The 24,960-nt window shown below is 45.9% G+C and carries 22 protein-coding genes; 12 read left to right on the top strand and 10 right to left on the bottom strand.

Annotation, left to right across the window (positions count from 1 at the left end; all coding sequences use genetic code 11):
• Nucleotides 1–19: 19 nt before the first annotated feature.
• The 6 genes from BCU34_RS15030 (at nt 20) to BCU34_RS15005 (ending at nt 6,693) form a co-directional block, all read left to right on the top strand.
• Complete coding sequence (locus BCU34_RS15030) at nt 20–904, top strand: carbohydrate ABC transporter permease (RefSeq protein WP_102480814.1); 885 nt, start codon at nt 20–22, stop codon at nt 902–904.
• Between the two features lie 23 nt (nt 905–927).
• Complete coding sequence (locus BCU34_RS15025) at nt 928–1,875, top strand: carbohydrate ABC transporter permease (protein WP_102423611.1); 948 nt, start codon at nt 928–930, stop codon at nt 1,873–1,875.
• Between the two features lie 6 nt (nt 1,876–1,881).
• Nucleotides 1,882–3,162 carry an extracellular solute-binding protein gene (locus BCU34_RS15020; protein WP_102480813.1) on the top strand — a complete coding sequence of 427 codons (1,281 nt, stop codon included), beginning with the start codon at nt 1,882–1,884 and terminating at the stop codon, nt 3,160–3,162.
• Between the two features lie 104 nt (nt 3,163–3,266).
• Complete coding sequence (locus BCU34_RS15015) at nt 3,267–4,775, top strand: CehA/McbA family metallohydrolase (protein ID WP_102480812.1); 1,509 nt, start codon at nt 3,267–3,269, stop codon at nt 4,773–4,775.
• Nucleotides 4,765–5,499 carry an HAD family hydrolase gene (locus BCU34_RS15010; RefSeq protein WP_102480811.1) on the top strand — a complete coding sequence of 245 codons (735 nt, stop codon included), beginning with the start codon at nt 4,765–4,767 and terminating at the stop codon, nt 5,497–5,499. The genes BCU34_RS15015 and BCU34_RS15010 overlap by 11 nt, the downstream gene beginning before the upstream one ends.
• Before the next feature lie 57 nt (nt 5,500–5,556).
• Nucleotides 5,557–6,693 (top strand): ABC transporter ATP-binding protein, encoded by a 1,137-nt coding sequence (locus BCU34_RS15005; protein WP_102431989.1) that lies wholly within the window; start codon nt 5,557–5,559, stop codon nt 6,691–6,693.
• Nucleotides 6,694–6,807: 114 nt separating this feature from the next.
• Here the strand turns inward: BCU34_RS15005 and BCU34_RS15000 are convergent, their stop codons facing one another.
• The 4 genes from BCU34_RS15000 to BCU34_RS14985 form a co-directional block, all read right to left on the bottom strand.
• Nucleotides 6,808–8,223, bottom strand: a complete 1,416-nt coding sequence (locus BCU34_RS15000) for a fructose-specific PTS transporter subunit EIIC (RefSeq protein WP_055319106.1) — start codon at nt 8,221–8,223, stop codon at nt 6,808–6,810.
• Nucleotides 8,224–8,236: 13 nt separating this feature from the next.
• Nucleotides 8,237–8,677, bottom strand: coding sequence for a PTS sugar transporter subunit IIA (locus BCU34_RS14995; RefSeq protein ID WP_017069783.1), 441 nt, complete (start codon nt 8,675–8,677; stop codon nt 8,237–8,239).
• Nucleotides 8,678–8,925: 248 nt separating this feature from the next.
• Nucleotides 8,926–10,143 (bottom strand): mannose-6-phosphate isomerase, class I, encoded by a 1,218-nt coding sequence (gene manA, locus BCU34_RS14990; RefSeq protein WP_102480817.1) that lies wholly within the window; start codon nt 10,141–10,143, stop codon nt 8,926–8,928.
• A 110-nt stretch (nt 10,144–10,253) separates the two neighbouring features.
• Complete coding sequence (locus BCU34_RS14985; RefSeq protein WP_102431990.1) at nt 10,254–12,158, bottom strand: fructose-specific PTS transporter subunit EIIC; 1,905 nt, start codon at nt 12,156–12,158, stop codon at nt 10,254–10,256.
• Between the two features lie 378 nt (nt 12,159–12,536).
• Between BCU34_RS14985 and BCU34_RS14980 the strand changes: the two genes are divergently transcribed.
• Nucleotides 12,537–13,376 (top strand): helix-turn-helix transcriptional regulator, encoded by an 840-nt coding sequence (locus BCU34_RS14980; RefSeq protein WP_102431991.1) that lies wholly within the window; start codon nt 12,537–12,539, stop codon nt 13,374–13,376.
• A gap of 17 nt (nt 13,377–13,393) precedes the next feature.
• Here BCU34_RS14980 and BCU34_RS14975 read toward each other — a convergent pair whose 3' ends face one another.
• The gene (locus BCU34_RS14975; RefSeq protein ID WP_017070486.1) at nt 13,394–14,167 is read right to left on the bottom strand and encodes a PTS sugar transporter subunit IIA; all 774 of its coding nucleotides are present in this window, start codon (nt 14,165–14,167) and stop codon (nt 13,394–13,396) included.
• 7 nt (nt 14,168–14,174) lie between these two features.
• Entirely contained in the window at nt 14,175–14,477 is a 303-nt protein-coding gene (locus BCU34_RS14970) for a PTS fructose transporter subunit IIB (RefSeq protein WP_017069788.1), read from the bottom strand.
• A gap of 345 nt (nt 14,478–14,822) precedes the next feature.
• Here BCU34_RS14970 and BCU34_RS14965 point away from each other — a divergent pair, with 345 nt between their 5' ends.
• Nucleotides 14,823–16,688 carry a fructose-specific PTS transporter subunit EIIC gene (locus BCU34_RS14965; RefSeq protein ID WP_102431993.1) on the top strand — a complete coding sequence of 622 codons (1,866 nt, stop codon included), beginning with the start codon at nt 14,823–14,825 and terminating at the stop codon, nt 16,686–16,688.
• A gap of 122 nt (nt 16,689–16,810) precedes the next feature.
• Here the strand turns inward: BCU34_RS14965 and BCU34_RS14960 are convergent, their stop codons facing one another.
• Nucleotides 16,811–17,395 carry a TetR/AcrR family transcriptional regulator gene (locus BCU34_RS14960; protein WP_102431994.1) on the bottom strand — a complete coding sequence of 195 codons (585 nt, stop codon included), beginning with the start codon at nt 17,393–17,395 and terminating at the stop codon, nt 16,811–16,813.
• Nucleotides 17,396–17,588: 193 nt separating this feature from the next.
• Nucleotides 17,589–17,762, bottom strand: a complete 174-nt coding sequence (locus tag BCU34_RS14955; protein ID WP_008216632.1) for a hypothetical protein — start codon at nt 17,760–17,762, stop codon at nt 17,589–17,591.
• Nucleotides 17,763–18,156: 394 nt separating this feature from the next.
• Between BCU34_RS14955 and BCU34_RS14950 the strand changes: the two genes are divergently transcribed.
• Nucleotides 18,157–20,136, top strand: coding sequence for a methyl-accepting chemotaxis protein (locus BCU34_RS14950; protein WP_102480810.1), 1,980 nt, complete (start codon nt 18,157–18,159; stop codon nt 20,134–20,136).
• Between the two features lie 90 nt (nt 20,137–20,226).
• On the opposite strand, the gene BCU34_RS14945 is transcribed toward BCU34_RS14950, so the two are convergent.
• Nucleotides 20,227–20,649: an organic hydroperoxide resistance protein gene (locus tag BCU34_RS14945; protein ID WP_102431996.1), complete on the bottom strand. Its 423-nt coding sequence runs from the start codon at nt 20,647–20,649 to the stop codon at nt 20,227–20,229.
• 127 nt (nt 20,650–20,776) lie between these two features.
• Between BCU34_RS14945 and BCU34_RS14940 the strand changes: the two genes are divergently transcribed.
• Nucleotides 20,777–21,211 (top strand): MarR family winged helix-turn-helix transcriptional regulator, encoded by a 435-nt coding sequence (locus BCU34_RS14940; RefSeq protein ID WP_102431997.1) that lies wholly within the window; start codon nt 20,777–20,779, stop codon nt 21,209–21,211.
• A 183-nt stretch (nt 21,212–21,394) separates the two neighbouring features.
• On the opposite strand, the gene BCU34_RS14935 is transcribed toward BCU34_RS14940, so the two are convergent.
• Nucleotides 21,395–22,558 carry an amino acid permease gene (locus BCU34_RS14935; RefSeq protein WP_048659000.1) on the bottom strand — a complete coding sequence of 388 codons (1,164 nt, stop codon included), beginning with the start codon at nt 22,556–22,558 and terminating at the stop codon, nt 21,395–21,397.
• 489 nt (nt 22,559–23,047) lie between these two features.
• Between BCU34_RS14935 and BCU34_RS14930 the strand changes: the two genes are divergently transcribed.
• Complete coding sequence (locus tag BCU34_RS14930; protein WP_102479533.1) at nt 23,048–24,268, top strand: MerR family transcriptional regulator; 1,221 nt, start codon at nt 23,048–23,050, stop codon at nt 24,266–24,268.
• A complete protein-coding gene (locus BCU34_RS14925) occupies nt 24,269–24,832 on the top strand; it encodes a GNAT family N-acetyltransferase (protein ID WP_102479532.1) in 564 nt (187 codons plus the stop codon).
• Nucleotides 24,833–24,960: the final 128 nt, after the last annotated feature.

The raw sequence follows: 24,960 nt of genomic DNA, 5'->3' as shown, positions 1-24,960 counted from the left end.
AAATAAGGACGAGGTCACCATGAGTGCTTTCTCAGAACCAATGAAAAACCGCTTAAAGGTACTGCTATTTACCGCACCGTTGTTGGTGCCACTGTTTACTTTTTGGCTCGTACCATTTGGTTATTCGATTTACATCAGCTTCACCGATTGGGATTACATCTCGCCAGATTATTCGTTCATCGGTTTAGAAAATTACGAGTATATGGTTGAGGACTACGAGTTCATCCAAGCGATGCTCAATACGTTTTGGTTCTCAGTCGGCGTGGTGATCCCCACCATTATTCTTGGTCTGGTGTTTGCCATGTTGCTGCACAAAAACTTTAAGGGTAGCCAGTTTTACCGTGCGGTGATCTTCTCACCTTGGATTACACCAACGGTGGCAGTTTCGATTGTGTGGTCTTGGGTATTTGAGACCAAATCGGGCTTGGCAAACCACTTATTGGAGTCGGCAGGGTTTAGTGCGATTCCATGGTTAGAGAACGGAAACACAGCCTTGGTTGCGGTGATTATCGTAACAGTTTGGCAAGCGATTGGTTGGACGATGCTGTTCTACATCAGTGCACTCAACAAGATCCCTGAATCACTGTATGAGGCGTCTTTGATTGATGGTTGCAGCAGCTTAACGCGCTTTTTGAAGATAATGCTGCCGCTGATTTCACCAACCACATTCTTCTTAGTGGTGGTCAATATTATCACGGCAATGCAGGCGTTCGATCAGTTCCAGATCTTAACGCAGGGCGGGCCGGGTGGTGAGACTCGTACCTTGCTGTACTTGTTCTACCAACAGGCGTTTGAACGTTACGAAATGGGACCTGCGGCCGCGACATCGTTAGTGATATTCCTGATTACTGGATTGTTGGCACTTATTAATACCTACATCGGCAAGCGCTGGGTGTACTACTAGTCGATTTTTGAAAGGACAGAATTATGACCACGCAAGTATTGGATGCCAATCAAGTATTGAATCAGAGCACAGCGAAAACCAAAGTTAGAGCCCAAACCAAAGCGACCAAATCAGAGGTTACGTCAAAGAAAACTTCAGTGGATCGCCGCTCGTTTATCGCACTGGCTAAGCACCTGTTCTTAGCAACCTGTGGAACCATCATGGTGTTTCCGTTCTTATGGATGCTGTCTGGTTCGCTGAAAACCAATGATGAGATCTTTGCTAACCCGCTGGACTTGATTCCAGAGCAGTTTCGTTGGGAAACCTTTGTCGAAACTTTTCACAGTGCGCCGTTTGGCTTGTACATCTTCAACAGCTTTAGCGTGGCTTTGTTTACGACTCTATTGGTGATTGTGAATTCCGCGATGTTTGCATACGCGCTGACTCAGCTGAAGTTTCGTTCGAAGACAGTGCTCTATTTCATCGTGATGGGCTGTTACATGCTGCCAGGCGCAGTGACTTATATTCCGTCTTATATCACCTTGGCAAAGCTGGGTTTGTTGGATTCTCACATGGGCTTAGTCGCGTCGAACGCGGCGTCGGTTTTCGGTGTGTTCTATTTACGCCAAGTGTTTATCAAGGTGCATCCGTCGCTGATTGAAGCGGCACGAATTGATGGTGCAGGTGAGCTCAAGATCTTATGGGCAATCATCTTACCGCAATGCCGAGCAGCAGTCGCAACACTGTTCCTCATCACTTTTATTACCAATTACAACAGCTACATGTGGCCGAGTCTGGTGATTACGACTCAGGATTTAAACCTGATCGCGACTGGTATTCGTCACTACTTTATTGCCGAAGGTAACTATGGATTGAACTGGTCGCAAATCATGGCGGCGAGCACCATTGCAGTATTGCCTTTGTTAATTCTATTCGTCATTTGTCAAAAGACGATTCTTTCAGGTATCGCCGATAACGGCGTAAAAGAGTAAACGGAAATGAAACTAAAAACTCTCGCACTAGTGTGTGCTGGCGCAGCAAGCGCGTCTATGTTCTCTAGCAGTGTTCTTGCCGCAACCGAAGTTAACTTTTGGTATTCCGGTGGTACTAAGCCACAGCAAATGATGACTAAGCTCATCGAAGAGTTCAACGCGAGCCAAGATGAGTATGTGGTGAAGCCTGCATTGCAAGGTAATTACACGGAAACCTACCAGAAGCTGCAAGCTGGTTTAGCGTCGAAAACGGCACCTGAACTTGTGCTATTAGATTCAGGTCGTGCGGAAGCGATGCACGGGCGTGGTTTGAGCCGTGACTTAACGCCGTTCATGGATGAAGAGTTCAACTTCTCTGATTTCATTGGTGCGTTTAAAGACCAAGTGACCGCAGACGATGGCACCATCATCGGCTTACCTGCTTACGGCACTACTCAAGTGTTTTACTACAACAAGCAAGTATTGGCAGATAACGGCTTTACTGAGCAAGACCTAAATACATGGCAAGGCGTGGCTAAGGTCGCGGGGAAAGTTACGCAGCGTGATGAGAAAGGCAAAGTGACTTTTTACGGATGGGAGCCAATGTGGGGCCAAGACAACATGATTGACGCGGCTTTCTCTAACGGTGCGAAGATCATCAGTGATGACGGAAAAACCGTGTTAATCGACTCGGCTGAATGGGTTGAGGTTTGGGACAGTTTCCGTAAGTGGATCCACGATGATCAAATCATGCGAATTCACTACGGCGGTCAAGGCTGGGAATACTGGTACAAAACCATTGATGACGTGATGAAAGACAACGCACTAGGCTACACCGGTTCATCGGGTGACCAAGGTGATTTGGACTTCACTAAGCTTTCGGCAACCACACAACCAGGTTGGGGCTCAAACCCTTCTGCGCCACAAGCGGGTGCGTTGGTTTACGTGATGCCAAAAGGCACAGACGAAGCGGCAGCAAAAGGTGCATTCGAGTTTGTTGAGTTCTACACCAACGCGAAAAACACCGCGGCATGGTCGATGTTTACGGGCTACATCCCAGTGCGTAACAGCGTTTCTGAAGTTCCAGAATACCAAGCGTTCACTAAAGATAACCCACAAGCTCTGATCCCGCTAAAGCAAGCGAACACGGCGACCAAAGATTTCCTAGACCCTACCAACGGTAAGATCATGGATGCGCTTAAGGTGGCTGCAGACCAAATTCAAATCCAAAACGTGCCTGCTGACAAAGCGCTAAAACAAGCGGCTAAGAAAGCACAACGTGCGCTAGACCGAGCGAATCGTTCTTAATCGGTAAAGTGGTTAAGACTATCTTTGCATGCTTAAAGGCCCATCTTTTCGGGTGGGCCTCTTTTTGACCCAGTCCTTCAATTAGGACGAATTTGGTGAAGACAATGACCCAATTTCAAGGTGAGCTGCCGTTTGGCAGAGTACGTATCCCCTTTGATGTGCCAGCAGGTTCTCACTGCGTAACGATTACCGGTACGACGGTGCAAAAAGGATTCTTGTACGCAGCGGCATACGATGCCAACCAAGCGTTTCGTGGCAAGGTGTTGTTTGAAAAGGCGCACAAGTCACTCACGATCCAACCGCAAAACTCTGGGCTAGGCGCGATTGATGGTGCGATTCCATCGGGCGAGTGGTTCTTAGAACTTTACAACCTTGAAGGTGAGTTTCGCACCGAGCGTGCGATGCAGTATCAAGTCGATGTGCTTTACTCTGATGAGTTAGTTAATCATTCTAATGAGCTAGGTACTGACGGAATTGAGAGTGAGCTAGAACTGAACCCAACGGTCACAACTGATCACGATATCGAGTTTGATTACAGCCACATGCTGAGTTCTGATTCCCGTTGGTATCGTGGCGACTTACACGCTCACACTCAGCTTTCTGATGGCCACAATACTTTGGCTGCGGCCAAAGACATCGTTGAATCACAAGGGCTCGATTTCTTCTTCTTCACTGAGCACAACATCTGCCAGCCGAAGCTACCTATTTCCAAACAGTGTTTGTTCTTACCGGCGTTAGAAGTCACGACTGATCTCGGGCATTTCAATGTGCATGGCCCGGTTAAGTCTTTGGATCTCAGAAACGTTGAACACAGCAGCCAAGCGACGATGGAAGCTGGATTGAGCTTAGCTAAAAGTGGACACAATGGCGGACACAGTTCCCTTGGCATTAATCACCCGATGATGAAGCCGTGGCATTGGCATTACGATCAAGTCGAACTCAACCAAGTGTCGACGTTTGAAGTGTGTTGTGACCCAACTTGGTCGACCTCGCCAAAAGCAACCGAAGAGGCGTTATTGGTTCTCAATGAAATGTGGAATTGTGGCCAGCGCATTACCGCGATTGGTGGCAGTGATTCACATCTTGAACCGCATGAACGCAATCCTAAAGCGGATGAGCCCTCTATCTACGGTGACCCATCTACATTCGTTTACAGCCATGGTTTGAGTGGTGAAGGTATCTTGTCTGGTTTGCGTAATGGGCAAGTTTACCTAGAGCGCCGTTGCGGCTTGAAGTTTGATATCAACTTAGGTGATTTGATGCCGGGCAACGACTCTCAAGGGCAGGCTCTCACTTATCGTATCGCTGTCACTGATTCAGAAAACCCTTACTACGCTGAGTGCGTGGTGGATGGCGAGATTGTTGACCGAATCGCTCTGAATGATGAGCTGCAAAGTATTCATATTGATGAAGGCTACCGTTGGTGCCGAGTGGATATTCGTCGCGGAGAGCTTTCTTCAACGTTAATCAACAGCCCTCAACCCGTACCTGACGAACGTGAGTTTGAAGGCTGCATTAACGCCGTATTCGACGGCAAACAACCAGAATTTAACCAACCCCTAGTGCGTACTTGGGGAGAACTAATGGAGCGAATGAGCCGTGATGAAGTTTAAGGCGATGTTATTTGATAAAGACGGCACATTGTTAGAGTTCCACAAAATGTGGCTTAACGTTTCTCGTGGTGCTTGTGAGCGTGTGAAATCTTACAGTGACCAGCATCAAGGTAATCAAACTGTCACACCTGCTGAGTTACTCTTGGCCATCGGTGTGGAAGGTGATGTGGTTGATAACTATGGACTATTAGCCTCAAACCCAGTGGAAGACACCGCAACAGCGTGGTTCAACATGCTGCAACCAAATGTCTCACTCGCTGAGTTCACCAAGTTGACCAAAGCCGCTTTCAATGACGAAGTGGAAGAGAACCCAAGCTGGATTGAAGCCCTACCGGGAGTGGCTGAAAAGCTGGGTCTGTTTAAGCAGCAAGGCATGATTTTAGGCATCGCGACCGCAGACACCAAAGACTCAACGATCTACACACTAGAGCAGTCGGGTTTAAGCGAGATGTTTGATTATGTTGGTTATTCCGATGGTGATATCGAACCTAAGCCAGCACCAGCACTGCTCAATGCCTTCTGTGAGCAGTGCGGTATTGAACCACATGAAGTGATCATGTTTGGTGACACGGTTTCAGATATGGAGTTTGGCCGCAACGCAGGTGCAAGCAATGTCGGTGTTCTGACGGGCACTGCACAACACAGCGAGTTAGAGCCAGTGGCGGATCTGGTTATCGCATCAGTCGCCCATTTTGAGCTCAACCAACTGCAAGAACGTGGCTAAAGCGTGTCACACCAGATTGCAAAGATAGTATTTAACGAATTGATTTAAGGACAGGTTATGGCTGAAGTCACACTGAGAGGGGTAGAGAAAACTTACCCAAATGGTTTTAAGGCCGTGCACGGTGTCGATCTGAATATTCGCGAAGGTGAATTCATGGTGTTTGTTGGGCCGTCTGGCTGCGCAAAATCCACCACACTTCGTATGATCGCAGGCCTTGAAGATATCTCAGAAGGCGATGTCTACATTGGCGATAAGCGTGTGAATGAGCTGCCACCTAAAGATCGTGGCATCTCGATGGTGTTTCAGAACTACGCGCTTTACCCGCACATGTCGGTGTACGAAAACATGGCTTTTGGCCTTAAACAACAGAAGCTGCCAAAGCATGAAATCAATGAGCGAATTGAAGATGCAGCCAAGACTCTCGATATTGAACATCTGCTAAATAATAAGCCGGGTGAAATGTCGGGCGGTCAAAGGCAGCGTGTGGCTTTAGGTCGTGCGATGGTGCGTAAGCCGGATGTCTTTTTGTTTGACGAGCCGTTGTCTAACTTAGACGCAAAGCTACGTGTGTCGACTCGTGTCAGCATTGCGCAGCTGCACAACAACCTGAAGCAAGAAGGGCAGAACGCCACCATGATCTACGTGACACACGATCAGGTGGAAGCCATGACTCTTGGTGACCGGATCTGTGTATTGAATCAAGGTGAGATCATGCAAGTCGATACGCCAATGAATCTTTATCAGTACCCAGCCAATAAGTTTGTTGCAGGCTTTATTGGTTCGCCAGCGATGAATCTTATCAAGGTGAGAGTGGACGAGATTGACGGTGTGATGAACGTGATATCGGAAAGTGGTACACGTTGGACGCTACCACAAGATAAGCAGGCTATCGCCCGTGAGAAACTCGGTGAGTGGTTGTGGTTTGGTGTTCGCCCTGAGCATATCCAATTGGCCAACCACGATGCCCCATTGTCGGAGGTGAATACTCAAACGCACAGGCTAGATGTTGTTGAATCCATGGGTAATGAGCTGTATCTCTACTTCAAACTCGGTGCTGACAAGCTGGTGGCTCGTGTACCTTTCGATGCAGATCGAATTGCAAACAGCGGTGAAGAGACAGTGCTCCACTTCAATACGCTACAGTGTCACTTATTTGATTTGGAAACCGAAGAGACGCTCGTTCCTAAGAGCTGATTCTGTTGCTCCTACGAGTTATTCTGTAAAAAGAAATCCCCATTCATTGACTAGACGAATGGGGATTTTAGTTACTAGGGGGTAGTAATTTTTATCTTCTAACTTGTTTCAGGTTTAAATAGCCACCATGTCCGCGGCTTTCTTCATCGCTTCTTTGGTTGAACACTCAATCACATTCGCGTTTGCAAAGCGGTGAGCGTCTTTCACTTGGATATCGTGAGCTAAGATAACTAGCTTCGCGTTCGCTACATCTAGGTCGGTGATGCGGTTCTGAATACCGTTTTGACCTTGAGTTTCTACCTTGATCTTAAGGCCTGCTGCTAAGCCTGCTTTTTCCAGTGCTTTCGCTGCCATGAAGGTGTGTGCAACACCTGAAGGGCAACATGTTACTGCTACGATGTCGTACTCGCCTTCGCCTGCTACAGGTGCTGTTTGAGCTTGAACTGGCGCTGCTTCAACCATGTCATCTTCTGTTTCTACTGCGACTGGTTTCCAGAAGCCAACGATAACCGCTGTGGTTAGCGAGCCAAGTGCAATACCTACTACGTACATTGGAATGTTACTAGATACTGGCGCAGTGATTAGGCCGCCCCAAGGTGCGTGAAGTAGAACGTCTGTCATGAAGCCAAACACACAACCCACGATACCACCGGCAACGATTGAAGGAAGTACGCGCATTGGATCATTCGCTGCGAACGGGATAGCGCCTTCAGAGATACCGATAGAACCCATGATTGCTGCAGCTTTACCTGCTTCTTGCTCTTGTTTAGAGAACTTGTTTTTGAATAGGAACGTTGCCAATGCCATGCCTAGAGGTGGTGTACAAATCGCGATGCCTACGCCGCCCATTAGCCACGGTTGTGTGTCTACTTGAGTTTGAGCAAATAGGGTCGCTACTTTGTTGATAGGGCCGCCCATATCAAACGCAGTCATACCGCCAAGGATTGTGCCCAGAACCATCTTAGATGCGCCAGCCATTGAAGCTAAGAACTCGTTCATAGAAGACATGAACAGTTTGATTGGCTCACCGATGCCCCAAAGAACGATACCTGCAGAGATTAACGTGCCTAGAAGTGGGTAGATGAAGTAAGCACCCAGCGCCGTCATGTTCGCAGAAAGCGGGATCTTCTTAAGTTGGAACACCACGCCACCGGCGATAAAGCCTGCCACGATACAACCAAGGAAGCCGCCGCCCATGTCAGCCATGATGCCAGAAGAGATCATCGCAGGAGCTAGTGCGGGTTTGTCTGCAATTGAGTAACCAATAAAGCCGCCAAGAATGATTGGGAAAAGAACAAGGCCCTTGATACCGATATTAGAGATGTCTGCCAGCAAACCGTCGGCTGGAACCGCACCTTTGCCTGATGCCATGACCGCTAAAGCCAGCAGAACACCACCAGCTACGATGAAAGGCAGCATGTGTGAGGTTCCGAAAAGCAGGTGGCCTTTCATGGTACTAAGGATTTTTTTAAAGTCGCTACTACTGTTTTTATTATTGGTATTCGTAGCTTGAGTTGTTAGGGTGCTCATAATTTTCTACGCCTTATGAATTAATTAAAATATTAAGGATCTGTTGTTCGTCTTTTGCGTTATGGATATCTTGAATAAATTCATCGCTGAATTTTCCAAATAGTTCTTGTAGTACATAAATATGATGGTCAGCACCGTTATCCGGAGAGGCAATCATAAAAAATACGGTTGGATTGATGCCGTCTTCATCGCCATACTCAATACCTTGACGCTTAACACCGACAGCAATGGCAGGCTCAGTTACAGCCTTGCTTTTTGAGTGTGGGTAAGCGATGCCGTCCATTGAGGTGATGCTTTGAGATTCACGAATTTCAATGTCTGCCAAGAAGGCTTCTTTACTGCTGATTCGGTTGTTCTCAAATAACATGCTTGCCAATTCTTCAAACAGTTCTTTTTTATTATTCGCTTTAAGGTTGTTATTAATTAAGTTGACGTTAGTTAGCTGTGTGATCATTTATTAACTCATTCACTCTTGAAGTTCTTGAATTAAAATTAATGGATTAACCCGATTCGCGAAATAGCAAATAAAAGCCCTTCACTGTACATTTGTATCCAGCAAAATTAAGTGTGATTTGCATCATTCATCCAGTGTGAGATGGGTCATATTTGATGGCGTTTTTCGGTGTTGAAATAACTTTTTGTAGGAACAAAAATGCCCCGCAAAAGCAGGGCATGGATAGTGTGTGATTAGTGGTGATGGATCTAGCTGTAAGCGCGCGCTACGCGTCCAGCGCAATCCAGTTTGTAACTCTCAGCATAAGCAGGAATGAATACCGACTGGCCTTTCTCTATCACGCAGGTTTCACCGCATTGGTGAGTGAGCACCATAGATTCGTCGAGCGGCAGTAGGATCTCGGCACCTTCGGTGGTGATTTTTCTCTGATGAGAATTCTGCACGATAGAGAACTTGAAATCCTCGACCGGAATGTCGTACTCCATCACATCACCTTGCTCAATCGGGCTGAGCAGTAATCTATCCGCAGGTTTTTCATTAAATCGAGTACAAGAAACCAGTTCATTCACGTCCATGTACTTAGGCGTTAACCCTGCACGCAGCACATTGTCTGAGTTCGCCATGATCTCTAAGCCTGTGCCCTTGATGTAAGCGTGAGGGGTTTCAGCATCCAGATACATGGCTTGCCCCGGTTTTAGGGTAATCACGTTCAATAGCAGCGGAGCGAACAAGCCGACATCACCTGGGTATTGAGCTTCAAGCTCTGAAATCAATTGGAATACACGTTTATCTGAAAGCTTAGCCTTCATCAGCAGCATGGTTAACGCCATGCCTTTTTGCTCGCCTTCCAGAGACAGCAAGCTTGCAAAGAAGCTGGCTAATCCATTGGGAGTTTGGTCGTCCGCGAGATCGTTCACCATCGAATACAACTCTGGAATATCAAGGTAATGGAAGTGCTCAAGGATCTCGCTGATTGATCTAAAACCATTCATTGCGGTGTAGTCGGTTAGGGCATACACCAGTTCTGGCTTGTGGTTGGGATCCTTGTAGTTGCGGTTGCCAGCGGTCATCGGAATGCCTTGCTGCTCTTCTAGAGCATATCCAGATTCAGCTTGTTGTTTATTTGGGTGTACTTGCACCGATAGCGCTTTCTCTGCTGCTAACACCTTGAATAGATATGGTAGCTCACCAAAACGACTCGCGACTTTCTCGCTTAGAAACAGGTTTAGGTTCTTGGAAATAAGGTTCGACAACGTGGTCTGCTGCCCGTTATCAGTCACCATTGAGCAACCATTCGGGTGAGCGCCCATCCAGATCTCTGCTTGTGGCTCACCAGACTGGTTATCAATACCAAACAGTTGGCTAAACGAAGAAGGACTCCCCCATGCGTAGTTTTGAATCACGTTGGTCATAGGGTAGAAAAAGCGTTGTACGAACGAGTCGTTCGCTAAAGAAAAATCAGACATCGAAATCACCATGAAGGGAAACATGGCTTGAGCTCTATTCGTTCCTAAAAAACTATTAGCTACTAAAAACAGTAGGGTAGAAAGGCTCAAGCCATTGGAGTTGAAATGGCTTAAGCCGCTGCTGCTGTTAGCTTGGCTTTGCGTAGATTTTTAAGCGCGATACAAGTAACCGCAGTTACGCCCGCACCTGAAGCCATACACAGAAGTGCCAGCATTGGGTAGTTCATTGCGCCTAGTAGAGCCACAACTGGGCCACCGTGGGCAACGCTGTTGGTGATGCCAAATGAGAACGCCATTACTGCAGCGGTCATTGAGCCAAGTACGTTGGCTGGGATAACTGACATCGGGTCTTGAGCTGCGAAAGGAATCGCACCTTCAGAGATACCCACTAAGCCCATTGCGCCTGCTGCTTTACCTGCTTCAATTTCAGAAGATTCGAACAGGTCGAACTTACGGCCAAGTCTGGTTGCGATAGCCATGCCCAGTGGAGCGACAGGGATAGCACACGCCATTGCACCCATGAATTGAGTTTGACCGCTAGCAATCATGCCAACCGAGAACAGGAATGCTACTTTGTTGAATGGGCCACCCATATCAAAGCCAGCCATGCCACCCAGTACGATGCCAAGCAGAACCACGTTGCCTGTGCTCATGCTAGTAAGTAGGGCAGTAAGAGCATCCATTAGTCCCGCGATAGGGGCGCCAATTACGAAGATGAACAGACCCGCGATGAATAGAGAGCCAGTGATCGGAGCGATCATGATAGGCACAAGCGGTTGAACGAACTTGTGGTAGTTAAACGAAGTAATCCATTTAACGAAGTAACCCACTAATAGGCCTGCGATGATTGCGCCAATGAAGCCAGTACCTGCGTCAGCGCCATAGAAAGAACCGTTGTTGGCAATCCAACCGCCAATCAAGCCAGGGGTTAGAGCAGGGCGGTCAGCAATTGCGTAAGCAATGTAGCCAGCCAAGATTGGGATCATCAGGGTGAAGGCAACCACACCCACTTCTAGGATTTGGTTCCACATGCTGCCAGCAGGAATCGCCATGCCAGATTCGCTTGGCTCACCGCCAATCGCTAAGGCTAGGGCAATCAAGAGGCCGCCTGTGACCACGAATGGGATCATGTGAGATACGCCATTCATCAAGTAACGATAAAGGTCTGAACGCGCTTGTGATGCTTTCTCTGCAACGGATTGGTTGGTTGGAGCTTGCTCTGCTTGGTAACTTGGTGCGTTGAGTGCTTGCTGAATCAAGCCTTGCGCGTCTTTGATCGGCGCTTTCACGTTGGTGCTGATAACGCGTTTTCCGGCAAAGCGAGCCATGTCGACCTGTTTGTCACAAGCCACCACAATTGCGTCGGCACGTTCGATTTCTTCTTGAGTTGGGCTGTTTTTAACGCCGATAGAGCCGTTAGTTTCGACCTTCACATCGTAGCCAAGAGCCGCCGCGCCTTTCTCTAGTGCTTCGGCTGCCAAATAAGTGTGTGCAACGCCAGCTGGGCAGCCTGTCACACCAATGATGAAGCCTTGTTTCTCAACGTTGGTTTCCGCTTCCGAAGGCTCAGGTTTGGTAAGCAGTAGTTCTAATGCTTCTTGTTCAGATTGAGCATTCATGAAGCTTTCGATAAAGCCTTCTTCAATCAGTTTTGAAGAAAGCTCTGCCAGTACTTCGATGTGATGATTATCGCCACCATCGGGAGAGGCAATCATAAAGAACAGTTTTGATGGCTGACCGTCATCCGCGCCGTACTCGATACCCTGTTGATGGACACCGATAACAACCGCAGGTTTGATGACCGCAGCACTTTTCGCGTGTGGCAGAGCAATACCTTCTTCAAATCCGGTATTACCTTGTTCTTCACGAGCCTTAATGTCGGCAAGAAACTGTGCTTTGTCTGAAATTCTGCCTTGTGCATAAAGCACGTCTATCAGCTCTTTGAATACTTCTTCTTTTGAATCAGCGCTAAGCGAAAGCTTAATCAAATCTTGATTGATCAATGTTGTGATCATAATGAACCCCTACTTGTTTTTATTTTGTTAGAGGTATTCTGGAATCTACGGCTTGCCTTCTGTAGTGAAGAAAAAACGCATTTACTGGATGATTGTTGCGTTATAAGTAGAGTGTGATTTTGATCGTTTAGTGGCGCGTTTTTCGGCCTCTATTGACATAGGTTGAGCCTGCTTGAGGCTTTTATTTGCATGGGGTTCGGCGTGTAGAGTTATCGAAGGAACAATGTGCTATATCAGGTTTTTGACTGGAGATTTATTTCCACTACTGGATTTTTGTAACCTAGATCTCAAATTGTGATTTTGCTCAATAGCGCTATGTTTCACTAAGGAGTATATCTATTCCCGTAGCGTTATTGCTGCTTTTAAGAGTTCGAATAAATGATATTTCATGACCTAATCTCGTCGGTATTAAATGAGCGAGAACCATTTCATAACATCTGGTTTGCGGGGGATTTTCACACGCCTTCAGCATGCAGTTATCAGGTGAACTTTCCACGCTTAGAGCTGGTGCTCGACGGAGAGTATGTCAATGAGATGGAGAGTCATGATCGTAAGATCACCAACGTTGTCGCGAAAGCCGGCGATGCGATTTTTATCCCACCGAACTGCTGGAACAAACCCAACTGGGATACTGACTGCTCGGTGTTGAGTATGTTGTTTGGTCGCCGTCAGCTTGGCTTAAGTTTGGTGAGTAAGCGCAAAGGGGAAGAGAGTTTTTACGATATTCAAAAGCACAGTATTCAGACTCGCTCTGGGTTTGCGATTGATAACATTTTGGAGGCGCTCAGCTCGTTAGCGCGCGAGAGTAACAAGCAGCCTATGGATGAACTGTTACTACAAGCGCTGCTGCAATACAGTAAGACCATGTTGGATGCACCTGTCGAGAAATCTCACAGCCGAGTACAGGATGTGTATCAGGGGATTTGCATCTACATTCAAGAGAACTTCCACCGCCAGATCACTCGAGATAGCATCGCCTCACGCTTTAGTATTTCATCTAACCATTTGTCACGAATGTTCCGCCAACAAGGCCATATGACGCTGGCCGAGTACATCACGCGCGTGCGAGTCGATCGTGCCAAGTTCATGCTTAAGAAGTACAACTTCAAGCTCAATGAAGTGGCATTACGTTGCGGCTTTAAGGATGTGAACTACTTCTGTCGAGTTTTCAAAAACCGCACCGGAAGAACACCGACCGAGTATCGAGGCTCAATCTAGCTCTAACGAGCTGGTAACTAAATAAGACGTGAAGAGATGTACATGAGCAGAGCTTGTAGATCGACACTGCTTCGAGTCTTTTGTAAACGCTCATTGACTTGGTCGTGAAGCAGATTTCTGGTTAGGTTGGTAGCCGCCACAATATGCTCTCGCTGTGGCTTGGTAGGCAGTACCAAAGCAATGGCAACGTGTACTTCGCCAATGCGTGAGGCCCAGTCAATTGGGTCGTCACTGACGATAACCGCGATCGAGAGGTCTTGGGTCGATTCAAACATCACATGCGGCAGGGCGATCCCTGGAGATACACACGTAGACGAGCGTTCCTCTCGTTTAATAAACGCCAGAATCAGTTCATCCGGATCTTCTGGATACACCAAATGAGCGAGCCCTTTTAGGCATTCAAACTTGGTCAGTTGGGTTTGTGCTTTGGCATGGTGCCACTTGATGTCACAGGGCGGGCATATTTGCGGCATACGCTGGATTAGATCTTTCGAGAATTCATGGTTCACTTGTGAGCCAACCATGTCGTAATGCTCAGCAATTACATCTTTGAGAACGAAACAGGCCAGCTCCGCATCAATCCCAACCGCGGTTATCTGACACAAGTCACCACGAAGTAAACCTACTTGCAGCATCGCGACGGATTTGGATAGATCAGCGGTTCGATTTTGAGTGATGTTGATAATGCGGATGTTGCTTTTGAACTTCTTCGCTAATCGAGTAAGGGGCTGCGCGACATGTGAGTTTGCGGCAGGATCGTTAACGAAGAAGGTGATCTGATATTCGTTCATGAAAAGTTTAAGTTCGACAATGCTTAATAAAGACTTTATCGACACTCAACAACACCTCTTCCATGGGAATGAATAAGGTTTTAGCTGGGTCGAACCGGCTTGGTTGTTCAATATCGATATCAGATACGATTAATACTTTGTCTGCGAGAGTAATATCTTGGGCGGTCAGTAAGTTTTCAATACCCATAGCGCCTTGCGTCTCAACTTTGATTGAAACGTTGAACTTAGGGGCTGTTTTATTTAGAGCATCAGCTGCCATATAGGTGTGCGCAATGCCTGTAGGGCACGCAGTTACCGCTACAATTCTCATTATTATTCTCGGCTTATTCTCGTCCCTGTGACGTTACATAAGCTACCTTTCAGAAGCTATTTTGTAAAAGCCATCTTGCGTGGGAAATCCAGTATGGAAAGCTCGCATAGAGGAGGGGCGATATGTTTATGGGTTCTGTGGATTTTATGGATTGCCGTTTTTTATTCCAAGGTGAAAGTCACACTCTGAGTTCTTGGTTACAATAATCCAGTTAATGCACCTTTCGTCCTATATATTGAGTGCCTTCACACCGTTAATCTTTTCATCTTATTAACATCGAAATTTTAATTTAGGTCGGAAGAACCTAATTACTTCAGTCTGAAATCAGGCGAGGCAGAATAGACCATGGATATCACTAATATTATCGAGCCCGAGATTATCTGTTTGGAGCTACAAGCAGACTCAAAACAGGCAGTATTTGAAGAGCTTGTTGAGTTACTCGATCGCGCTGGTAAGCTCTCGAATAAAAGTGAATTCCTTGATGATATCTGGAAGCGTGAGGCGATTGGTAATACGGGGTTTGATGATGGTATTGCGATTCCACATGCGAAAAGCACTGCCGTTGCTAAACCTGCCGTTGCTGTAGGTATCAGCCGAACGGGGATTGACTATGGTGCCGATGGCGGTGAACTGTCTGATGTGTTTTTTATGCTCGCTTCGCCAGACAATAATGACGACCACCATATCGAGGTACTGGCTCAGATCTCGACCAAATTGATCGAAGATGGCTTTGTTACAAAATTAAAGGCAGCCGAGTCGGTTGAGGAAGCTCAAGAGCTGTTTCTTGAAGTCAATTCAGATTCCTTTGATAGCTATGCCTCTAGCCATCACGAAGTGTATGTCGAGCCACTCAGCCCTTGGGCACAATCACTCAATCGACTCAAAGAACACCTGTTGTATGGCACTTCACACATGATCCCATTCGTGGTTGCGGGCGGTGTGTTGTTGTCTTTGTCGGTGATGATATCCGGTCACGGCGCAGTTCCTGAGAGTGGCGTGTTAGCTGATATCGCACAGATGGGCATTGCGGGCTTAACGTTGTTTACTGCGGTGCTGGGCGGTTACATTGCGTACTCGATGGCCGACAAACCGGGTTTAGCACCGGGCATGATTGGTTCTTGGGTTGCCGTTAACCAATACAACACCGGTTTTCTTGGGGCGATAGTGGTCGGCTTCTTTGCGGGCTTTGTGGTGAATCTACTTAAGAAGATCAAACTGCCAGACAGCATGATCTCGCTGAGTTCTATCTTCATCTATCCACTAGTTGGTACCTTCGTCACTTGTGGTGCGGTGATGTGGGTGATTGGATCTCCGATAGCTCAAGTGATGCTTGAGATGAACCAAATGCTCACGGGTATGGCTGGCTCTGGAAAAATGGTGCTCGGCAGTATTTTAGGCGCGATGACCGCCTTTGATATGGGAGGACCAATCAATAAGGTCGCTACACTGTTTGCTCAAACTCAGGTAAATACCCAACCTTGGTTGATGGGTGGCGTTGGCATTGCGATTTGTACGCCACCACTCGGTATGGCTCTGGCGACTTTTATATCGCCGAAGAAGTTTAAACGCGACGAACGCGAAGCGGGCAAAGCCGCAGGGATCATGGGAATGATCGGCATCAGTGAAGGTGCGATCCCATTTGCTGCTGCCGACCCTGCACGCGTTCTGCCTGCGGTTGTTGCTGGTGGCATTGTCGGTAACGTTGTTGGCTTTATGTTCCATGTAGTGAACCATGCACCATGGGGCGGTTGGATTGTTCTGCCTGTGGTTGACGGAAAAATTGGCTACATCATTGGCACACTGGCGGGAGCGCTCACCACGGCTTTGATCGTGATACTGCTGAAAAAAAATGTGGTCGAAGGCGAGGCGAGTTCCAACCAGTTTGCAGGTGGCTCGGTGACAGAAGAAGGGCAAGCGGATGTACTCGCAATCACTTCTTGTCCGTCAGGTGTTGCCCACACTTTCTTAGCTGCGAAGTCTCTGGAAAAAGCGGCGCATCATCTCGGGGTTCGGATTAAGGTTGAGACACAAGGTGCTAATGGAATAGGCAATCGCATCACACAGAAAGACATTGAAAGAGCGAGGTTGGTGATCTTCGCTCACGATGTGGCGATCAAAGAAGTCGAGCGCTTTGCGAATGTGAAAACGTTAGATGTCAGCACCAAAGAGGCGATGCTCAATGCGCAGGCGCTGATCATGAGAAAGGTGTAACCCTTAAACACTAAAGTTAATCATCTATAAAGTTAACTAGCTCAAAACTAAAAAGACTCCGCTCTAGTGCTTTAGGCTAACAGTGGAGTCTTTTTGTATGGCTTCTAAAACAAGTTCAGCTTCTAAAAAGGATGATACTTAAATACGTCTTCAACCATTGAGTTAAGTAAATCAATGTCATCACAGGTTTTAGCGTACGTACGCAGACCTGCTATTTGAACTTGAACATGTCGAGCAAGCTGAACAGGTTCACGCTCTTTGCTTATTTCACCAAGCTCTTGTGCTTCGGTAATCAGCTTAGCGAACTCACCTTCCATGATCTTCAGTGATTTCTTCGCCTCTTCTAATAACTCTGCGTGTTCATCAGTCAGTTCTGCGACCGTTTTTGCTAGCATACACATGCCATTTGGCGAGCTTTGTTTTGATTCGACCACAGCACGTTTGACGAAACTTTCGAGCGCTTTGATTGGAGAGTCTGTTTCGCTGCGGAAACGGTTCAGATTGAGGATGCCAAGTTCGGTATAGCGAGCAAGCGTCTCTTTAAACAGACCTTCTTTGCTGCCAAATGTCGCGTAGATGCTACCCGGACGCATATCAATCACATCTTGCAGGTTACGCATAGAAGTTGCGTGAAAGCCCTTTTCCCAATACAGGTTCGTTGCTTTATCTACTACATCTTGTCTATCGAACTTCGCGGTCTTGGCCATAACATTTACTTCATTAATCTGAACATATGTTCAATATTTTATGCTGAACGCTCGTTCCAGTAAAGGTGTGTTTTGCTCAACTTAATTGTCTTCCTTGCATCTTGTTGGTGCATAAGGTGCTCGATTGAATGCAATTAATAGACAAGGTTTGGCAGTTTTTATTCTGGTCTCATTATCTAATGTCTAAGTAAGACTAGTCGTCGACGACTTCGACGGTTTTATGCTGCGCGCCGTAATAGGTGCCTTCATCGATAGTGTACATCAGCGTTTCTTCGCACTCTGGGCAATCGAATTCTTCATTAGGTTCGATTGCTGCTTCTTCTACCCATTCCCATCCAATGTGTTCTTCGCAAGCGGGACAGTCCATAAAACCTCTAATTATGCTTCTACGTTAATTGAATTCGTAACTTTTTGAGCCCGGCATTATACATAGTTGGCGCTGAATATGTAGCGACAACTGAGCAGAAAAAGGGTGTACACATACCTCTTTAGTGTTAATAAAACCTGCCATATTTCAGTCGCTTACGTCAATAAAATGTTGTTGCACGCTTTTTGTGTTTTCTAAAGCTGCATAGCTAACAAATTTATAAATAAACCAATGAATTTTGTAAGGTTAAATGCTAGCGTTATCGATTGTCGTCCGTTATGGCACGGTAATTGATAAAACTAAATATTATTATGATCTCGGTAAAGGTACACCGTTTTAGAAGTGTGTCTAATTACATGACAGATAAAGATTCGTCAGCTGCTAGGAAATAAAAATGAAATTAACCGATATGTCCTTTAAGCAAAAAATCATCGCTTTGCTTATTTTACCGATCTTAGGGTTTCTCTGGCTCAGTGTTTCTGCGATATCCAAAGGCGTAGAAACAAAGACTGAAATGTCCTCATTGAATCAACTGACACGCCTTTCGGTTGTGTACAGTGAGTTAGTGCATGAGTTACAAAAAGAGCGAGGCATGACAGCTGGCTTTATTGGCTCTCAAGGAACCAAGTTTGTCAGTGAATTAGCCGCGCAGAGAACCAATGCCGATAACCGACGTAATGAAAGAAATGATTACTGGCAGTCTGCCAATATCAATCTGCCACAGATTAATCGCCTGAACACAGAGATAAGCCAAAGCCTTAATCAGATAACGACCATTCGAAATCGAGTGGATTCTCAATCTATCCCACTTTCTGAGGCCTTGGGTTACTACACCCAATTGAATGCAAAGCTTCTTAGCGTATCGGCGTTAATTGCAGAGCTAAGTTCTGATGCTACCATCACTACAGAAACCATCGCTTACTACAACTTCTTGCAAGGTAAAGAGCGAGCGGGTATCGAGCGTGCTGTCCTGAATAACACCTTTTCTAAAAATGAATTTGGCCCGGGTATGCTGGTGAAATTCATCTCTTTAGTGACAGAGCAAAATACCTACTTCTCGAACTATGAAGTGTTGAGCAACCCAGCGAACGTTCGATTCTTTGAACAACAGTTAAATGACCGCTCTGTGGCAGAAGTAGAAAAGCTTCGTAGCTTGGCTGAATCTAAGATGAGCGGCTTTGATGTTGACCCTGTCTACTGGTTCTCTCAATCTACTGCTCGTATTGTTCAGCTAAAGAAAACAGAAAACCACCTAGCTGAATCACTGATTGCGCTGACCGAGAAAAAGATGTCAGAGGCGCAGTCTGCGATGATGATGAGTATTGGTCTATTTGCTTTGATTACTTTGTTCGCAACCTTCGTGAGCTTTAAGGTGATCAGCGACCTGACGATGAGAGTGAAAGACCTGACAGTGATGTTGTCTAAAGTTCGTAATGACAACGATCTAACGGTTCGTGCTAAGTACGTTGGTAACAGCGAACTTGGCCAGATATCTTCGGCACTCAACGAAACGCTAGAGAAGTTTTCAAACGTTATCGACAATCTGTCTCAGTCGAGTCTGACCTTAGCTTCAGCCGCTGAAGAAACCTCGCAAACTTGTCACTACAACTCGAACACACTAGTTCAACAAAAAGACCAAATTGGCTTAGTTGCGACTGCGACAGAAGAGTTATCAGCAACGGTAAATGAAGTGGCCGCTAAAACTCAGCAGACAGCAAGCTCTGCTAAACTGGTCGATGAGCAGTCGCAAGAAGGTTTGAATACGGTTCAAAACTCTTACCACTCTATCGAAAAACTGGCATCTGAAATTAATGACCTAGCGGAAAAAATCACGCATCTACACGAGAGCAGCAATAACATTAACAGTGTGATTGATGTGATTAAGTCGGTCGCTGAACAGACTAACTTGTTAGCATTGAACGCGGCAATTGAAGCGGCACGAGCGGGTGAGCAAGGCCGTGGATTCGCGGTAGTTGCTGATGAAGTTCGCACGCTAGCACAACGTACTCAGCAATCGACAGCTGAAATTGAAGGCTTTATCAGCTCGCTACAGTCTGATGTTCAAACGGCGTTTAATGTGATTGATAACAGTCAAAAGATGTCGTCTAAAGCAGTTGAGGATTCAAAAGAGGTCGAGCACACCTTACAAGGAATCTCCGCATCGGTAAGCGAAATATTCAGCATGACCGAACAGATCGCCACAGCAACGGAAGAGCAAGCGGTTGTGACCCAAGATATCGCGCAAAACGTGATGGCAGTAGAGCAGAAATCGACGGAGTCGACCACAGGCGCAACTCAAATTGCAGCAACAGCCAAAGAACAAGCTGAACTGGCGGCTTCATTGAAAGAGATTGCAAACACGTTTAAGAGCTAATCTTTCAGAGTTAGAAGTTTTCCATCTTATATAAAAATGTCCCGCCTAATGCGGGACATTTTTTTAGTGGGACATTTTTGGGTAAAGCGACTAAAGCGCTTGTCCGTTAACCGACAATTTCACATCAATGTTGCCACGAATCGCATTTGAATATGGGCAAACTTGGTGAGCGGTTTTTACAAGCGTAACAGCCTGTTCTTGAGCCAAGTCGAGCTCAATCGCTAATGAAACGGTTAAAGCAAAACCACCATTTTCATTTGGACCGATACCAACCGTTGCAGTTGTTGGCGCCGATGCAATCTTGATTTTCATTTCTTTCGCTACGTGAAGTAGAGCATTTGAGAAACACGCAGAGTAGCCCGCCGCAAACAGTTGCTCAGGGTTCGTTGCTTCACCTGAACCGCCCATTTCTTTCGGGTAGCTTAATGCAACAGAAAGCAAATTATCGTCAGTAGAAACTTGGCCGTTACGACCAGCAATTGCAGTAGCAGAAGTAGTGTAGAGTGTTGTCATTGTCTTAATCCTTAAAATGATTGTATAAAATTAAATTGTGCGCAACTTTATTTTGAGGTTAGCTTAATTGATAAAACTTACGTGTGCAAGTATATTGTGTGCAATTTAATTTATTGACGAGGTGATCGTGAGCGACCAAAATGAATATCTAAAGTTAGATAATCAGGTGTGCTTTGCACTTTACAGTGCTTCAAATGCAATGAGTCGAGCTTATCAACCTCTGCTGAAAGCGCTTGATCTTACTTATTTACAGTACATTGTGATGATGGTGCTTTGGGAGCAACAAGAGATAAATGTCAAAGCGTTAGGCGCTAAAACACATTTAGATTCAGGAACCTTGACTCCATTACTTAAGCGTTTAGAAGCAAAAGGTTATGTGCTTCGTAAACGTAGTACTGAAGATGAACGAGTGCGAGTAATTACGCTAACTCCTGTAGGGACTGAACTCAAAGAGCGCGCGCAAACTGTCCCAGAAGAGATATTTTGTTTGTCTAAGATGAATGAAAACGAACTTAAATCGCTCAAAGCGCAATGTGAGCAGTTACTTGACAACTTAACTTAATAAGAACGTCTCTTTAATTCTCAGTAATCACGTTCAAATACTGAAAAAGCCAGTGAGTATCTACTGTTAATAGCAGATACTCACTGGCTTTTTGTATTTTGATGTGAGTGTGAGGTACTTGTTTAGTCTTCACTCACAAACACATACATATCACCACGGCAGCGGTTGATACTGTGTCTCTATCTAACCCATAAACCAAGACACGAAAATCAGCGCGCCAAAACCGAATGTTGCCATTAGTGCGGTGTCGCCACCGGCTGCTGTGTAGCTGCCCTCGGTTTGTAGGTGAGGGAAGTCCGGTCTGCGCACCTTAACCACCATTGCGAGTGGACCCCAGATAGCTAGGAACACCAAAACCATGCCTGCATAGTCGAGCATGCTTACAAACTGGCTAGCGAACAGCTCTGCTAATACCAAAGGTAAGATGAAGGTCAACGCATAAGCCAACGCTTTGTTGTTGGTTACAGCGTCTTTGTTTTGGTCATACAGCGCCATGGACACGCCAAGGAAAGAGGTCACTAATGCCAGTGCTGAGAACAGAGCAATCACTACTTTCAACCAAGCAGACTGTCCGCTAAACGCAGAGATCAGCTCTGAAATGTTGTGGAACTGGCTGATCGCGTCTGTGCCAAGGTTACCGATAATCGCGAACAACCAAGTGAGGTAGCACACGAGCGGAATCACTGAGCCAAGCAGAATCATATTGCGGATCTGCTTTTGAGTCGCTTCACGGTTGTAGATCACCAGTGATGGGATCACCACCATAGAGGCAAAGCTGGTAAAGATAACCGCGCTGTATTGCACCACATCATTGGCCGTGTATTGGCTAGTTTGAGTTAGGTAATCAAGGCGGATATTGCTAAACAGAGAAGCGATAACAATAAATAGCATCACCACCATCATGATGAATAGGCCACGGTTCAACTTGTCGATATAAGACTTACCCGCAACTACAATCACACCCATAAATAGGCTGAAAACCGTATAAGCAGCAGATGCAGAGATGTTTACGCCAACATCGAGCAGTAGCTTATGGATGATGTCACCCACGCCCAAGATATAAGCAATAAGCATACATACCAACAGCAGATAAAAGAGTGCATTGATAAAGTGTTTACCTTTGCTGCCCAGAGTGAGGTAAGCAACACTGCTCATGCCACTGTTGTCTTTAGTTTTAGTACACGCTTCTGCCAGTAGGAGTGCAGAGTAAGTGGTGCCGATAAAGATAAGTAGCATCAGCACTGAGCTGATCATGAAGCCAAATTGGGCCAACACCATTGGGATAGCCAACATGCCAGCCCCTAATGCAGTCCCTGAAAGGATTAGGGAACTGCCGAATAATTTCATATTCAAGAAAAACAACCTCTAGCGATCCAATTAATTTTTAGTCGGATTGTAAATAATTGTTTCCAAGACTAACAAATTACTCAGTAAAGTTAGGGATTAAATTCTAATTATTTTTGAATTTTTCTAAAAAGTTAAGAAGGCATTTTCAGATGATATCTGTGCTCTTTTGATCTATTTGCTGGGTGATTGTATTTATCGTTTAGTTAACGTTCGTCCATTGTTGAATAATTTAGAAGTTAGCAAAATTCGGTTAGAAAGAAGTATGTTTATGAGCCAATTGTTTTCAATTCATCAAGTTTAATCCTCTCCTTTTCCTGAATCCCGTGCAGGCAATGTCGATGACTAACCGTTCTATGGTTAAAACCACACTCAGATCGTTTTATCAGTTTGAAGGTAAATAGGTAAAGAACGAGAAAAGTGTCTAAAATTCTGTTGACCTGACTACAGCTTCATAGTTTATCTTTGCTACCGAAATGAGAGGGGAAGTGCATGTATCGTATCTCTGAACTGGCCGATTTGGTTGGGCTGAGCCGCTCCACATTGTTGTATTACGGCAAGCTAGGTTTGATTGAAGCTCAGCGTCAGAGCAATGGTTATCGCCTTTATTCTGAAAAGGACCTACAACGTGTTCGGTTGTTGCAGCAGTTACAAGCGGGTGGGTTGACGCTCAAAGAGTGCCAAGCTTGTCTAGATGCAAAGATAGAGCGCAGCTTACTGGAAAATCATCTTAAGCAGTTAGACGAAGAGCTCGTTCAAAAGCAACGATCACGCGACCTACTAGCAGCAATGCTAGGTGAAGGTGGTCTAGAAGAGTGGCATGAGTCGATGGACAAGCTTGCGCCAGATGCACACCTCGATTGGTTAATTAAGCAGGGTTTTGATGAGAAACAGGCTCTGCGATTGAAGTGGTTATCGAAAGACATGAATGAACATGATCAATACATGGCGGATTTTGGCGCTATTTTTGAGGGCTTAGAGCGTTTAGGGCCAGGAACGGTTGAAGATACCTTAGCAGCATTGGCACAAGTTCCGGTTACACCTAAGCGCGTACTTGAGATTGGTTGTGGCAAAGGCATCGCGACCAAGGCGTTAGCGAAAGCCTTAGTTGAACATCAAACGGACGTGCAAATAACAGCGTTAGACAATGATCAACCGAGTTTGGATATTCTGAGTCAACAAGCACTAGAACTTGGTCTCGAAAGCAATATTAAAACGGTATGTGCAAGCATGATGGATCTACCGTTTGAAGCTAAGTCATTCGACCTGATCTGGTCAGAAGGTAGCGCTTACATCATGGGTGTTCAGAAAGCACTTAAGCAGTGGCGGAAGCTACTCATCGATGATGGCATCTTGGTCGTGAATTATTTGGTGTGGAACACCGAGAATCCAAACGAATCAATCAAAGTATTCTGGCAGAAAGAGTACCCAGATATGACCACGGTAGCTGAACGTATCAAGCATGCAAAGGCGGCGGGTTACCAAGTCTTGGATGACTTTGCGATGAGCGACGCCGGCTGGCTTGCCTATTATCAGCCTTTGCAAAAGCAAGTCGAGTCTTTGAAAGCAACGATGCCAAACTCAAAAGCGCTCGCAGATTGCGACAATGAAATTAAACAATTCTTCAGTAACAGCGAACTTGTGGAAGGTTCTCAAGGCTCAGCTAAGCGTGATTTTGATTATCACTTCTTTGTGTTGAAGAAAGTACAGTAAGTGAAGAACACCATGAAATTTAGACAATATGATTCAAGCGAGATCGAAACGATCACGCAACTTTTTACTCAAACCTTTACTGATTCAGAAGGCGAGAACGAGGGTAAAACAGTAGGTAAGCTTGCCAAGGATCTTTTAACGACCACAGATCCAACAGAGCTACTTTGTTTTGTCGCGGAAGATGATACTCGTGAATTAGGAAGCACAATTGTAGGCGCGATTATTTTTACTCCGCTTTCATTTGATGACGAAACTAAGGCTTACTTGCTCTCTCCAGTAGCGGTGAGCACTCAAGTTCAAAAGCGTGGGATCGGCCAAAAGCTGATTAACTTCGGCTTACAGACTCTAAAGGAACAGGGTGTCGAGCTTGCTGTGACATACGGTGATCCTAGTTACTATTCAAAAGTAGGTTTTGAGCAAATCACTACTGAGCAGATCCCAGAACCATTCGAGTTGAGCTACCCTCACGGTTGGATCGCTCAATCGCTGACTGGCGGTGAAATCAAAGTGGCGAGCGAACAGTCTAGCTGTGTTGAAGCTTTGGCTCATGCTGAATACTGGTAGTTGCTTAAAATAAAATCTTAGATGAATGAAAGCCCATCAGGTTTCACTTGATGGGCTTTCTTGTTATGAGCAAAAGATATTCGTCATGCTTCAATGTAAAACTTGAACATATGTTCAAAATAACACTT

Origin of the sequence: Vibrio sp. 10N.286.45.E10, assembly GCF_002874195.2 — a bacterium.
GTDB lineage: Bacteria > Pseudomonadota > Gammaproteobacteria > Enterobacterales > Vibrionaceae > Vibrio > Vibrio crassostreae.
Note: the sequence above shows the minus strand (reverse complement) of the source record. Positions and strands in the feature narration are given on the sequence as shown.